At 59.8% G+C, this 12695-nt stretch carries 12 protein-coding genes and 2 rRNA genes (1 of these 14 cut by a window edge); 7 read left to right on the top strand and 7 right to left on the bottom strand.

All coding sequences use genetic code 11. From position 1 onward, the window contains the following. Together EPZ47_RS19910 and rrf are read left to right on the top strand one after the other, a co-directional pair. Positions 1-1899: ribosomal RNA gene (locus EPZ47_RS19910) — 23S ribosomal RNA — on the top strand; it begins 992 nt to the left of the window's first position. A 149-nt stretch (positions 1900-2048) separates the two neighbouring features. Beyond that, positions 2049-2164 (top strand): 5S ribosomal RNA (gene rrf, locus EPZ47_RS19905). A gap of 116 nt (positions 2165-2280) precedes the next feature. Here the strand turns inward: rrf and EPZ47_RS19900 are convergent. Next, positions 2281-2682, bottom strand: a complete 402-nt coding sequence (locus EPZ47_RS19900; protein WP_135846369.1) for a lysozyme inhibitor LprI family protein — start codon at positions 2680-2682, stop codon at positions 2281-2283. 121 nt (positions 2683-2803) lie between these two features. On the opposite strand from EPZ47_RS19900, the gene EPZ47_RS19895 reads away from it, so the two are divergent. Then, positions 2804-3262: an SRPBCC family protein gene (locus EPZ47_RS19895; RefSeq protein ID WP_135846368.1), complete on the top strand. Its 459-nt coding sequence runs from the start codon at positions 2804-2806 to the stop codon at positions 3260-3262. Positions 3263-3790: 528 nt separating this feature from the next. On the opposite strand, the gene EPZ47_RS19890 is transcribed toward EPZ47_RS19895, so the two are convergent. Then, positions 3791-4738, bottom strand: coding sequence for an AraC family transcriptional regulator (locus tag EPZ47_RS19890; RefSeq protein ID WP_135846367.1), 948 nt, complete (start codon positions 4736-4738; stop codon positions 3791-3793). A gap of 201 nt (positions 4739-4939) precedes the next feature. Here EPZ47_RS19890 and EPZ47_RS19885 point away from each other — a divergent pair, with 201 nt between their 5' ends. Continuing rightward, on the top strand, positions 4940-5677 hold the full coding sequence (locus tag EPZ47_RS19885) for an SDR family oxidoreductase (protein ID WP_135846366.1): 738 nt from the start codon (positions 4940-4942) through the stop codon (positions 5675-5677). Positions 5678-5705: 28 nt separating this feature from the next. Continuing rightward, a complete protein-coding gene (locus tag EPZ47_RS19880; protein ID WP_135846365.1) occupies positions 5706-5966 on the top strand; it encodes an Atu4866 domain-containing protein in 261 nt (86 codons plus the stop codon). 78 nt (positions 5967-6044) lie between these two features. Here EPZ47_RS19880 and inhA read toward each other — a convergent pair whose 3' ends face one another. Beyond that, positions 6045-6731 (bottom strand): isonitrile hydratase, encoded by a 687-nt coding sequence (gene inhA, locus EPZ47_RS19875; RefSeq protein ID WP_135846364.1) that lies wholly within the window; start codon positions 6729-6731, stop codon positions 6045-6047. A gap of 100 nt (positions 6732-6831) precedes the next feature. On the opposite strand from inhA, the gene EPZ47_RS19870 reads away from it, so the two are divergent. After that, positions 6832-7824, top strand: a complete 993-nt coding sequence (locus EPZ47_RS19870; protein WP_135846363.1) for a GlxA family transcriptional regulator — start codon at positions 6832-6834, stop codon at positions 7822-7824. On the opposite strand, the gene EPZ47_RS19865 is transcribed toward EPZ47_RS19870, so the two are convergent. Together EPZ47_RS19865 and EPZ47_RS19860 are read right to left on the bottom strand one after the other, a co-directional pair. Continuing rightward, a complete protein-coding gene (locus tag EPZ47_RS19865) occupies positions 7793-8695 on the bottom strand; it encodes an alpha/beta fold hydrolase (RefSeq protein ID WP_135846362.1) in 903 nt (300 codons plus the stop codon). The genes EPZ47_RS19870 and EPZ47_RS19865 overlap by 32 nt on opposite strands. Positions 8696-8723: 28 nt before the next feature. After that, positions 8724-9101: a hypothetical protein gene (locus EPZ47_RS19860; protein ID WP_046065895.1), complete on the bottom strand. Its 378-nt coding sequence runs from the start codon at positions 9099-9101 to the stop codon at positions 8724-8726. Positions 9102-9630: 529 nt separating this feature from the next. Here EPZ47_RS19860 and EPZ47_RS19855 point away from each other — a divergent pair. Beyond that, the gene (locus EPZ47_RS19855) at positions 9631-9996 is read left to right on the top strand and encodes a DUF6124 family protein (protein WP_135846361.1); all 366 of its coding nucleotides are present in this window, start codon (positions 9631-9633) and stop codon (positions 9994-9996) included. 78 nt (positions 9997-10074) lie between these two features. Here EPZ47_RS19855 and EPZ47_RS19850 read toward each other — a convergent pair whose 3' ends face one another. Both EPZ47_RS19850 and EPZ47_RS19845 read right to left on the bottom strand, forming a co-directional pair. Next, positions 10075-11898, bottom strand: a complete 1824-nt coding sequence (locus tag EPZ47_RS19850; protein WP_135846360.1) for a glycoside hydrolase family 15 protein — start codon at positions 11896-11898, stop codon at positions 10075-10077. Beyond that, positions 11891-12691 carry an SDR family oxidoreductase gene (locus tag EPZ47_RS19845; protein ID WP_135846359.1) on the bottom strand — a complete coding sequence of 267 codons (801 nt, stop codon included), beginning with the start codon at positions 12689-12691 and terminating at the stop codon, positions 11891-11893. The genes EPZ47_RS19850 and EPZ47_RS19845 overlap by 8 nt, the downstream gene beginning before the upstream one ends. Positions 12692-12695: the final 4 nt, after the last annotated feature.

Below are 12695 nucleotides of genomic sequence, written 5' to 3'. Positions count from 1 at the left end.
GTCCCAAAGTTATGGTTAAGTGGGAAACGATGTGGGAAGGCTTAGACAGCTAGGAGGTTGGCTTAGAAGCAGCCACCCTTTAAAGAAAGCGTAATAGCTCACTAGTCGAGTCGGCCTGCGCGGAAGATGTAACGGGGCTCAAACCATACACCGAAGCTACGGGTATCACGTAAGTGATGCGGTAGAGGAGCGTTCTGTAAGCCTGTGAAGGTGAGTTGAGAAGCTTGCTGGAGGTATCAGAAGTGCGAATGCTGACATGAGTAACGACAATGGGTGTGAAAAACACCCACGCCGAAAGACCAAGGTTTCCTGCGCAACGTTAATCGACGCAGGGTTAGTCGGTCCCTAAGGCGAGGCTGAAAAGCGTAGTCGATGGAAAACAGGTTAATATTCCTGTACTTCTGGTTATTGCGATGGAGGGACGGAGAAGGCTAGGCCAGCTTGGCGTTGGTTGTCCAAGTTTAAGGTGGTAGGCTGAGATCTTAGGTAAATCCGGGATCTTAAGGCCGAGAGCTGATGACGAGTTACCCTTTGGGTGACGAAGTGGTTGATGCCATGCTTCCAAGAAAAGCTTCTAAGCTTCAGGTAACCAGGAACCGTACCCCAAACCGACACAGGTGGTTGGGTAGAGAATACCAAGGCGCTTGAGAGAACTCGGGTGAAGGAACTAGGCAAAATGGCACCGTAACTTCGGGAGAAGGTGCGCCGGTGAGGGTGAAGCACTTGCTGCGTAAGCCCACGCCGGTCGAAGATACCAGGCCGCTGCGACTGTTTATTAAAAACACAGCACTCTGCAAACACGAAAGTGGACGTATAGGGTGTGACGCCTGCCCGGTGCCGGAAGGTTAATTGATGGGGTTAGCTAACGCGAAGCTCTTGATCGAAGCCCCGGTAAACGGCGGCCGTAACTATAACGGTCCTAAGGTAGCGAAATTCCTTGTCGGGTAAGTTCCGACCTGCACGAATGGCGTAACGATGGCGGCGCTGTCTCCACCCGAGACTCAGTGAAATTGAAATCGCTGTGAAGATGCAGTGTATCCGCGGCTAGACGGAAAGACCCCGTGAACCTTTACTATAGCTTTGCACTGGACTTTGAATTTGCTTGTGTAGGATAGGTGGGAGGCTTTGAAGCGTGGACGCCAGTTCGCGTGGAGCCATCCTTGAAATACCACCCTGGCAACTTTGAGGTTCTAACTCAGGTCCGTTATCCGGATCGAGGACAGTGTATGGTGGGTAGTTTGACTGGGGCGGTCTCCTCCTAAAGAGTAACGGAGGAGTACGAAGGTGCGCTCAGACCGGTCGGAAATCGGTCGTAGAGTATAAAGGCAAAAGCGCGCTTGACTGCGAGACAGACACGTCGAGCAGGTACGAAAGTAGGTCTTAGTGATCCGGTGGTTCTGTATGGAAGGGCCATCGCTCAACGGATAAAAGGTACTCCGGGGATAACAGGCTGATACCGCCCAAGAGTTCATATCGACGGCGGTGTTTGGCACCTCGATGTCGGCTCATCACATCCTGGGGCTGAAGCCGGTCCCAAGGGTATGGCTGTTCGCCATTTAAAGTGGTACGCGAGCTGGGTTTAGAACGTCGTGAGACAGTTCGGTCCCTATCTGCCGTGGACGTTTGAGATTTGAGAGGGGCTGCTCCTAGTACGAGAGGACCGGAGTGGACGAACCTCTGGTGTTCCGGTTGTCACGCCAGTGGCATTGCCGGGTAGCTATGTTCGGGAAAGATAACCGCTGAAAGCATCTAAGCGGGAAACTTGCCTCAAGATGAGATCTCACTGGGACCTTGAGTCCCCTGAAGGGCCGTCGAAGACTACGACGTTGATAGGCAGGGTGTGTAAGCGCTGTGAGGCGTTGAGCTAACCTGTACTAATTGCCCGTGAGGCTTGACCATATAACACCCAAGCAATTTGCTGACCCGAAAGGGCACCAGATTGCGGTGTGTGAAGACGACATGAACCGAAAGTTCGCAGCAAACACACAAACTATCGCATACCCATTCGCTGGCACGTGACCGCAATGCACGCACCGGCTACCGAATTTCTTGACGACCATAGAGCATTGGAACCACCTGATCCCATCCCGAACTCAGTAGTGAAACGATGCATCGCCGATGGTAGTGTGGGGTTTCCCCATGTGAGAGTAGGTCATCGTCAAGATTAAATTCCGAAACCCCTATCTGCTGACGCAGGTAGGGGTTTTGTTTTTGTGCTGAAAAACCTCATACCTAAAAAAGGATGACCTGAGGAGGCCATCCTTTTTGCCATCCAGACGGTTAAGCCTCTGGAACTGGGCAGCTCAGATCCCCTTCCTTGCACTTGAGGTAGGTCTTGAATGCTTCGATCCGGGCCTTGGTCTGGTCAGTGATGCAGTTGCTGTAGATCAGCGGATAGACGCTACCGCCTTCAACCCCGGAGGCAGAAAAGTTGCATTCGGCGTCACGGAAGCCAATCCAGGCTCGTTGTGCCTTGACCAACATTTGCTTGGCCTCGGGGTTGCCCTTCAGACGTGCGGTGATTTGCTTATACAGGCTGTTCAGTTCGTTGTCGGCGGCCTTGTTCTCTTTGGCCGCGCACTGGTTCATCTCACCCTGAGTGGTGGCATTGGCGCAGTCATCGGCTTGGGCAGCGGTGATGAAAAACAACGGCGCTAGGGCCAGAAGCAAGCGTGGAGGCATGGTCGATCTCTCCTTGAGGGGGGACAAATGCCGCAGGAGTGTACCCAAACGATGGACTGATACAACTTTCCGGTTGGCCTTGTGGTCTTACAAGCCTACTGTTGAACACAGGAGGTGACCCATGCATTCATCCGACCGCATTGAAAGAAAGATCCTGCTCAAAGCCCCGCGCTCTCAAGTCTGGCGCGCCCTGGCCAATGCCGAAGCCTTTGGCCAATGGTTCGGCGTCGCCCTTGAGGGCAAGCGATTTGTGGCGGGTGAGCGTACCCAGGGGCAGATCACCTATCCAGGTTACGAACACCTTATCTGGGACGTAGCGGTGGACCGGGTGGAGCCCGAGCGGGTGTTCTCGTTTCGCTGGCATCCTTACGCCGTTGAACCAGAGGTGGATTATTCTCAAGAGTCCGAAACACGAGTGCTGTTCGAACTTGAAGACATGGACGGCGGTACCCTGCTCAAAGTGGTTGAATCGGGGTTTAACAACATTCCTGAAGCTCGCCGGCTTAAGGCCTTTCGCATGGATAGCCGGGGCTGGGATGAGCAGATGTCCAATATTGAAGCGTTCTTGGGCAAGTCTTGATTTTCTCTTCCGTTGACGCAGATGTCGCCGATACCCGGCGGTCGTCAGGGGTTACGGAAGAGTAGGTATAGCGAATGTCTTACACGCCATGGTAGCTATGTCGTCTATTGCACTTTGGATCCGCAGCGTAATCTGGACCTATCCACTGAAGCACAGGAAGTGCTCAGGATCAGGGAAGATCGACCTTGCAAGGATGCTATCGACAGGGAGTCGTAATGGTCTTGGAAAAACCCGCTTAGGCGGGTTTTTTTTCGTCTGTCATAAAGTCGAGGGGGGGCTGTATAGCGAAACGCTTACACGCTGTTGCTGCTTTCTCGCCTTTTGCCAAGGCATCGACGGGCCTAATCTATGTTCATCCACTGAGTACAGGGAGTGCTTAGGGTCATGGATGATGGGACCAGGCATGGAATGCCGGACAGGGAGTCAAATTGGTCCTCAAAAAACCCGCTTCGGCGGGTTTTTTTTCGTCTGCAAAAAAGTGGTCCAACCACAACCATGCCAGACGCTTATCCAAACCGACTTGTAGGATCAGGCACTACTAGCCTGTAGCGCCTGGGCGCGCAAACGAGCGATGTCCTTGCTCGGCGAGGCGCCAAATAGACGGCTGTATTCGCGACTGAACTGCGAAGGGCTTTCATACCCCATCTTGTAGCCGATTGACGAAACGTCGCTGTTCTCCGCCAACAACAGCCGTCGGGCTTCCTGCAGGCGAAGCTGTTTCTGGTATTGCAGCGGGCTCATGGCGGTTACGGCTTTGAAGCGGTGATGCAGTGCCGAAGGGCTGAGATTGATCATTTGTGCCAGGCTGTCGATGCTCAGCGGTTCGGCGTAATGGGTATTGAGCCACTCGATGGCCCGGCTGATGCGGTGGGTCTGGGTGTCGGGAATGGCGATTTCGTGCAAGCGCTGGCCTTGGGCGCCACGCAGCAGTCGGTAGAAAATCTCCTGTTGAGCCAACGGCGCGAGGGTGGCGATATCGTCCGGGCTGTCCAACAGCCGCAGCAGGCGCAACACCGCATCGAGCAAGGGTGCATCGATGCGATCCAGGAACAGACCGCGCTCGGTTCGCTGGGCTGGCACACCGATAGGGCTGGCGTTGGCGATCAGGCGGCAGATCTGCGCCGGGTCGATATCAAGACGAATGCACAGGTAAGGGCGCTCAGGGCTGGCTTCAATCACTTGGCCGGCCATCGGCAGCGTCACCGAGACCACCAGGTAATTGAGCGGGTCATACACGTAGCATTCGTCCGCCAGCCGCACTTCCTTGCGCCCCTCGATAATCACGCACAAACCAGGCTTGTGCACGGTGTGCAGGGCTTCGGTCGGCTGGTCGCTACGGATCAGGTGCAAGGCCTCGATAGCCGTAGGGTGGACACCGTATTCCGGCGCAAAGCGCTTCATCAGGCTCGCCAGTTCGGCGCGACGCTGGCTGACGCCGTCGTCTGGCGCAATGTGGATGGACGTGGATACCGACATGCCAATCAATCTCCCTGGCCAAATGAGTGACCGCGCTAGTAAAGCCGATTGCGCGACTGTCGGCCAGAGCCGGTTTTATCGCTACAGGATCGTGCAAGTGCGCAGGAGGATCCGGCTAACCCCGGTTTCAGTCGGTTCCCTAATCTGGACCTGTCAAAACGCTCCCACCGGGGGCCAGCCCATCCAGACGAGGGATCCATCATGTCCGATATTCAAAACAAAGTAGTGGTCATCACCGGCGCCAGCAGCGGGATTGGTGAAGCAGCGGCGCGGTTGCTCGCGGCTCGCGGTGCTCGTGTCGTGCTTGGCGCCCGACGCATCGATCGTTTGCAAGCACTGGTGCAAGAGCTCAAAGCCGTCGGCCAGCAGGCGGTCTGCAAAGCCGTGGACGTAACTCGTCGCGATGATGTCCAGAACCTGATCGATTTTGCTGTCGAGCGGTTCGGTCGGGTCGACGTGATCATCAACAACGCCGGGGTCATGCCGCTCTCCAAACTCGAGGCGCTGAAAGTCGAGGAGTGGGACCGCATGATCGACGTCAACATCCGTGGTGTGCTTCACGGGATTGCCGCCGGCTTGCCGCTGATGCAACGCCAGCGCAGCGGCCAGTTCATCAACATCGCGTCCATCGGTGCCTACACCGTCAGCCCGACCGCCGCCGTGTATTGCGCCACCAAATTTGCCGTGCGGGCGATTTCCGAGGGCTTGCGCCAGGAAGTCGGTGGCGATGTGCGCGTGACGGTGATTTCCCCCGGCGTGACCGAATCTGAACTGGCCGAGAGCATTTCCGATGAAGGTGGACGTGCCGAAATGCGCGAGTTCCGCAGGATTGCCATTCCTGCTGAAGCCATCGCCCGGGCAATTGCCTACGCCATCGAGCAACCAGCGGAGGTGGACGTCAGCGAGCTGATCGTGCGGCCAACCGCCAGCCCCTTCTGAACCGAATCGATCCGATAGGAGATGTCCCATGAGAAAGGCCTTTGGAGACCAGGGCAAATTCGTCGGCCTATGGGTGACGGCTGATGGCGTGATCCGCCATCGGCTGTTGCCGGGCGGACGCTACGATGAAGCGCGGGGATTGCGTGAGAGTGCGTACCAGGGCGACTACTGGCTGCAGGACGACCATATCGAATACCACGACGACACTGGCTTCACCGCTGACGGGGATTTTCGCGACGGTGTGCTGTACCACGCGGGGATGGTGTTGTATTGCCAGGAGGAGTGTTGAATCCACGGCTGGCTGGTTGTGTGGGAGCAAGCTTTGCTCCCACACAACCGTTCAGCAATGTCCGGTTGAGGACTAGCGTTACGCCAGTCCCAACCGCGCCGCAGCGCGTTGGGTGATCTGTGAACGCACCCGGAACGACTCCACCGTACGCCGCTGGGCTTCTTCCAGTACTTGCGTGGGGGCAGTGTCCGGGCTGCCGGCGTTGAACGGTGGGGCAGGGGCGTATTCGAGTTGCAGCTGGACCAGTTCGGCGGTGTCCTGGTCGAACAGTTCGGCCGCCAGGGTCAAGGCAAAATCGATCCCGGCGGTGATGCCGCCGCCAGTGAGCAGGTTGCCGTCGCGGACCACGCGGTCCTTGACCGGCGTCGCGCCCAAGGTTTGCAGCAGGCTGTGATAGGCCCAATGGGTGGTGGCGCGCTTGCCCTGCAGCAGGCCCGCCGCACCGAGCACCAGCGAACCGGTGCACACCGAGGTGATGTATTTCGCCTCGGCGGCTTGCCGCTTGATGAAGGCCAGCGTCTGCTCGTCTTCCATCAGGGCGCCGACGCCGGTGCCGCCGGGGACGCAGATCACGTCGAGCTTCGGGCAGTTCTCGAACGTGGTGGTGGGCAACAACACCAGACCTGTGCTGGCGGTGACGGGGGCCAGGTCCTTCCAGATCAGGTGGACCTTCACGTCTGGCAACGAGGCCAGTACGTCGTAAGGGCCGGTCAGGTCCAACTGTTGGACCTGGGGGAATAACAGCAAACCGATCTGCAGCGTCATGTCACGTTCTCCTGTGGATGATTGCCCGAGGGGTGGACGGATTTACTTTAGATCCGTAGGCTCTGGCGTATACGCCAATAAACCCACGAATCACGCCAATATGCCCACACCACCGAAAACCGTTCATGTGCTGGCCTTCGCCAACGTGCAAGTGCTGGATGTCACCGGGCCTTTGCAGGTGTTTGCCTCGGCCAACGACCTGGCCCGCCAGCAAGGCCTGCCGTTGCCCTACGCGCCGACGGTCATCGCCGTGGGTGGCGGGGCGGTGATGTCCTCGGCGGGGTTGGCGCTGATGGCCGAGCCGCTGCCGAGCGAAGGCAGCGATACGCTATTGATCGCCGGTGGCTGGGGCGTGTACGAAGCGGCGAAGGACCTGGCGCTGGTGGCCTGGGTCAAGGATCACGGCCTGCGTTCGCGGCGGGTGGCGTCGGTGTGTACCGGGGCGTTTTTGCTGGCCGCCAGCGGCTGGCTGGACGGACGGCGTGTGGTCACCCATTGGACCCGCTGCGAACAACTGGCCGAGCAACATCCGCAGTTGCGGGTCGAACCCAACCCGATTTTCATCAACGACGGCCCGGTGTGGACCTCGGCGGGGGTCACGGCTGGCATCGACCTGGCCCTGGCGCTGGTCGAGGAGGACTTGGGGCGTGCCGTTGCCCTGGAAGTCGCCCGGCATCTGGTGGTGTTCCTCAAGCGCCCTGGTGGTCAATCGCAGTTCAGCGTGACGTTGTCGCTACAAAAACAGGGCAGTCGGTTCGATGACCTGCATGCCTGGATCGCCGAAAACCTCACCCGTGACCTGGGCCTTTCGAGCCTGGCCGCCGAGGTGGGCATGAGCGAACGCAGCTTTGTGCGGCACTACCGCGCCGACACCGGCCAGACCCCGGCGCGGGCGGTGGAGTTGATTCGCGTGGAAACCGCTCGGCGTCTGTTGTCTGACACCGCCGTGTCGATCAAACGAGTGGCGGTGCAATGCGGCTTCGGCAGCGAAGAAACCCTGCGCCGCAGTTTCCTGCGGGCCATGGGGGTGACGCCCCAGGCCTATCGCGAGCGGTTCGCCGTCAGCCCTCAAGCAGATCCAGCAATGCCTTGAGCGTGGCCTCGGGGGCTTCCTGGGGAATGTTGTGGCCAACACCGGTCAATACCCGACGCTCATAGAAACCTGTGAAATGCTCGGCGTCTTCGTCGTGTTCCGGTGCGGGCCCCACGCCGTCGTCGGCGCCGCACAGGGAGATGCTCGGCACGCTGATGGTCGGTTGTGCTGCGAGCCGTTCCTCCATCCACTCCAGTGTCGGGTCGCCCGGTGCGTACATGAAGCGATGACGGTAGGAGTGGATCACCACGTCGACGAAGTCCGGGTTGTCGAACGACACGGCGCTGAGAGGGTACAGTTCGGCGCCACGTTTCCAGGTCGGTGACCACAGGCGCCAGAGCAACTCACACAGTTCACGTCGGTTCCGGGTCAGGCCCTCGACACCCCGCGCCGTGTGGAAATAGTACTGGTACCACAGGCGATGTTCGGTTTCCGGATCCAGCGGCTGTTTGGAACGTGGAATATTCTGCAGGTTGTAGCCGTCGCCGGTCACCAGGCAGCGCACGCGCTCGGGCCACAGCGCCGCGACGATACACGCCGCCCGACCGCCCCAGTCGTAGCCGCACAGCGCCGCTTGGGGGATGGAGAGTGCGTGCATCAAGTCCAACAGGTCCTGGGCCAGGGCCGCTTGCTGGCCGGAGCGCAGGATGGTCGGGTTGTTGAAGCGGGTCAGGCCGTAGCCGCGCAGGTAGGGCACGATGACCCGGTAGCCACGCTGGGCCAAGGCCGGCGCGACTTCATCGAACGCCCTGGGGGCGTACGGAAAACCGTGCAGCAGGATGATGGGTTCGCCGCTGGCGGGGCCGTGTTCTTCGTAGGCGATGCGCAGCAACGGCGTGACGGCGAAGTCGATCCCGGGCTCAAGGTTCATGTCGGCCTCCGGCAGTGTGCGGTTGCGTTCAGGCAGGTTCCTGGTTGACGTATTTGGCCCGATCCGGGGTGAACGTCACGATCATGTTCGTGCTGGAACAGGTCAGGGTGCGCTCCTGGGTCAGGTCGATGTCCAGATCCTCACCGCGCAGGCCCTGCCATTGGGCGAGGTACTTGAGGCAACCGAATTTTTCGTTTTTCTTCAGGCTGCGGCTGACGCCACCTTTCCAGCCCAGCACTGGCAATTCACCGGCCAGGCAGCGTTGCGCCAGTTCGGGAAACTTCACCGCCCGGTCGCGACCGATTTCCCAGCATTTGATCAGGCCCCGGTCCTGGCCTTCCCAGAGGTCTTCGCGGGTCAGGCCTGTTCGGGGTGGGGTGGTGATGGGGCGTTTGATATGAGTCATGTCAGATCCTTGAGTCGGGTTTTTATCGGGCAGCTCCGCTGCACCCGTGAGAGCATCGATCTTAGGAGGGGTTTGGGGGGCTGGCAACCTGTAACGGGGCGTGGCGATAAATGGGGAGGGGATACTGCGATGCCCTTGTGTCAGGGAGAATTTGCGGCTGCTGCGCAGCCGAGCGGGAGCAAGCTCCCTCGCCACGGGGTTGTGTTCCTACAAAAAAATAGGTGAACCGGAATTTTCTGACGAGTCGCGGCGGTTGCCGGTTCGGAAAGGGCGGGGATAGGCTTTGCTCGTCGCTGCAAAATCAGCGACCGGGTTTGGTCACCCGTCCAATGTCAGGCGCACACGCGCCAACCTCAGCATGTCGGCGCTTTTTTGTGTGCTTGTCGGTATGCTTTGCGGTGGGCTGTGCGCGGGGCACTTTCGAGTGCGCCGGGTGCCTGACTTCCCGGTTGACCAACCTGCGTATAGCCCACCACCCTCGTTTGGTCACGAGGTGGGTGAGCTCCAACTTCAAGTCAGGAGTTTCACTATGGTCAAGATCACCCCCAACCCCCCAAAAGCTGAAAACCTTTCCGCCTACACCACCCTCGATTCAAAAAAACTCCGCGAAGCCGCCGACCGGGCGCTGAACATCCATTTGTCCCCCACACCAGCCAAACCCGACACCCAGGACGGCCAGGTCTTTTCAGTGGTCCCGGGCCTCAACACCGAATCGGTATTGACCACCCTCAGCGAAACCCTGGCCTCGGCCGATGCGCTGGTCAGTGACCTGGGGTTCGAGTTGGAAGGTTCCCGGCGGCATGTTGCGCTGGGGATCCAGCAGTTGATCGAGTTGGCCAGGTTGCTGGCCAATCGAGCGTTGGATGACATCGAACTGGCCGACTCAGCGCGGTAGTCAGCACACTGCCTCCTCTGTGGTGAAGGGATAAATTCCCTCGCCACAGTGTTCACTCGAAAGTGATGGCGACGTGGCTCACGGCTGCCAATGATTCTTCTCCCCGCTCAACTTTCGATCCAGAAAACTGGCAGCGCTGATCAACGCCAGGTGAGTCAAGGCCTGCGGCGTATTGCCCAGGTGGTAGCCATGGCTGTCGAACTCTTCGGCGTACAACCCCAGCGGGTTGGCATAGCGCAGCAGTTGTTCGAATTCCAGCTGGGCTTTTTCCACGCGGCCGGCGCGGGCGAGGCATTCGACGTACCAGAACGAGCAGGCGGCGAAGGAGCCTTCGGTGCCGCTGAGGCCGTCGATGGGGCTGTCGTCGTTGCGGTAGCGATAGACCATGCCGTCGCGCACCAGGCTTTTTTCAATGGCGTCCAGGGTCGATAGCCAGCGCGGATCGCGGGCGCTGACGAAGCGCACCAAGGGCATCAACAGCATCGAGCCGTCGAGGGCGGTGCTGCCCAGGCGCTGAATGAAATGCTGGTGTTCGTCGTTCCAGAAATTGGTCCAGATGTCCTGGTAGATGGCCTGGCGGGTCTCGTCCCAGCGGGCGAACGGGGCGGGCAGGGAGCGTTTTTCGGCGAGGCGGATGGCGCGGTCGACGGCGACCCAGCACATCAGTCGAGAATGCAGAAAGTGTTGTGTCTCACCGCGCATCTCCCAGATGCCCACATCCTTGTCCTGCCAGACCTCGCACACTTGGTCGACCACGTCGACGGTGTGTTTCCAGCCTTGATGGGAAATGGCTTCGCCGTATTTATTGACCAGGTACACCGCATCCATCAATTCGCCGAAAATGTCCAACTGCACCTGTTGGTAGGCGAGGTTGCCGATGCGCACCGGCTGTGCACCGCCAAAACCGCTCAAGTGCGGCAGCTCGGTTTCCGGCAGTTCCAGCCTGCCGTCCAGGCCGTACAGGATGTTGAGTTTGGTCGGTTGATCACAGCAATCGCTGACCCGCCCGCGCAGCCAACGCATGTAGGCGTTCGCCTCTTCGACGAAACCCAGGCGCATGAACGCGTAGACCGTGAACGAGGCGTCGCGGATCCAGGTATAGCGATAGTCCCAGTTGCGCTCGCCGCTGCGGGTTTCCGGCAGGCCGAAGGTGGCGGCTGCGAGGATCGCGCCGTGCTTGCGCGAGGTCAGCAGTTTCAGCGCCAGGGCGGAGCGGTTGACGATTTCCCGCCAACGCCCCCGATAGGTGGATTGGCCGATCCAGCCGCGCCAGAACGCCAGGGTCCGCTCCAGGCATATCGTGCTGACGTCATCCTGAAGGCGCGGGTCGTCGATGCCGCCGAGCAGGAACTCGGCACTCTGGCCCTGTTCCAGGGTGAACTCGGCCACCGCCGCGTTGCCGTCCAGCCTCATGGGCTGATCGGCGCACAAGCGCAGGCTCGGTTGCCCCGGCGCCTCGAAACAGATGTGGGCACCGTCCTGGCGCGCGGTGGTGACTGCCCGGGCATAGTCGTGACGCACCGCGCAGCGCATGCGAAACGTTGTGCTGCCTACGGTCATGCGCACCCGGCGCATCAACACCGGCAGATCATCCTCGCTGTCGCCGATGGGCAGCAGGTCGGTGACCTCCACCACGGCACCGTCACTCAGCCAGCGGGTTTGCAGTACGTTGGTGTCGGGCAGATAGATTTGCTGGCGGCGGGCGTTCGGCAGGTCTGGCGCGAGTTGGAAGATGCCTGCTTCCGGGGTGTCCAACAGCGAGCAAAAAATCGATGGGCTGTCGAATTCCGGCCAGCAGAAAAAATCGACACTGCCGCGGTCATTGACCAGCGCAGCAGTGCGCATGTCGCCGATGATGCCGTGGTTCTCGATGGGGCTTTGTGGTTCGTGATCGTTAGCCATTGCCGCGAAACCCCGGGTAAAGGCTCATCCCGCCATCGATGAACAACGTGGCACCCACCACATAATCGGACAAGTCCGACGCCAGCCAGACCACCGCGTTGGCGACGTCTTCCACATCGCCGACGCGTCCATAAGGAATCAGCTCCAGCAATTTCTGCTCCTGTTCGCCCTCGGTGGCTTCGCGGTTGATGGCCGTGCTGATCGCGCCGGGAGCGATGCTGTTGATGCGGATGCGTTGGTGGCTGGTTTCCTGGGCCAGGCTCTGCATCAGTTGATCGACACCGCCCTTGGACGCGGCGTAGTTGATGTGGCCGGCCCAGGGAATGCGCTGGTGCACCGAACTCATGTGAATGATCTTGCCAGCGGCCCGGGACACGCCCTGGCGAATGCCCTGACGGGTGAAAATCCGCAAGGCGGCGCGGGCGCAGAGGAATTGGCCGGTGAGGTTGGTGCCGATCACGGTGTTCCAGTCTTCCAGGCTCATGTCGACGGCGGCGGCGTCTTTTTGCAGGCCGGAATTGGCCACCAGGATGTCCAGCGAACCAAAGGCTTCGAGGGTCTGGGCGAACAGCCGTTCGACGTCCTGCTCCTTTGCTACATCGGCACCGACGGCGATGGCGCGGCCGCCGTTGTCGTTGATTTCACGGGCCAGGTCTTCGGCCGGGCCGGCGCTGGAATGGTAGTTGAGTACCACGGCGGCCCCGGCGTCCGCCAATGCCCTGGCGCAGCCGGCACCAATGCCGGAACTGGCACCGGTAACGAGGGCGACTTGTTGGGCGAGGGATATCTGCATGGTT

This window comes from Pseudomonas viciae (genome assembly GCF_004786035.1).
Lineage (GTDB): Bacteria > Pseudomonadota > Gammaproteobacteria > Pseudomonadales > Pseudomonadaceae > Aquipseudomonas > Aquipseudomonas viciae.
This window is presented reverse-complemented; position numbering and strand designations above follow the sequence as displayed.

Bases quoted from the DNA above. Each gene is read 5' to 3' on its own strand.
- EPZ47_RS19900 (WP_135846369.1), bottom strand. From the start codon at position 2,682: ATGCCTCCACGCTTGCTTCTGGCCCTAGCGCCGTTGTTTTTCATCACC.
- EPZ47_RS19895 (WP_135846368.1), top strand. From the start codon at position 2,804: ATGCATTCATCCGACCGCATTGAAAGAAAGATCCTGCTCAAAGCCCCG.
- EPZ47_RS19890 (WP_135846367.1), bottom strand. From the start codon at position 4,738: ATGTCGGTATCCACGTCCATCCACATTGCGCCAGACGACGGCGTCAGC.
- EPZ47_RS19885 (WP_135846366.1), top strand. From the start codon at position 4,940: ATGTCCGATATTCAAAACAAAGTAGTGGTCATCACCGGCGCCAGCAGC.
- EPZ47_RS19880 (WP_135846365.1), top strand. From the start codon at position 5,706: ATGAGAAAGGCCTTTGGAGACCAGGGCAAATTCGTCGGCCTATGGGTG.
- inhA (WP_135846364.1), bottom strand. From the start codon at position 6,731: ATGACGCTGCAGATCGGTTTGCTGTTATTCCCCCAGGTCCAACAGTTG.
- EPZ47_RS19870 (WP_135846363.1), top strand. From the start codon at position 6,832: ATGCCCACACCACCGAAAACCGTTCATGTGCTGGCCTTCGCCAACGTG.
- EPZ47_RS19865 (WP_135846362.1), bottom strand. From the start codon at position 8,695: ATGAACCTTGAGCCCGGGATCGACTTCGCCGTCACGCCGTTGCTGCGC.
- EPZ47_RS19860 (WP_046065895.1), bottom strand. From the start codon at position 9,101: ATGACTCATATCAAACGCCCCATCACCACCCCACCCCGAACAGGCCTG.
- EPZ47_RS19855 (WP_135846361.1), top strand. From the start codon at position 9,631: ATGGTCAAGATCACCCCCAACCCCCCAAAAGCTGAAAACCTTTCCGCC.
- EPZ47_RS19850 (WP_135846360.1), bottom strand. From the start codon at position 11,898: ATGGCTAACGATCACGAACCACAAAGCCCCATCGAGAACCACGGCATC.
- EPZ47_RS19845 (WP_135846359.1), bottom strand. From the start codon at position 12,691: ATGCAGATATCCCTCGCCCAACAAGTCGCCCTCGTTACCGGTGCCAGT.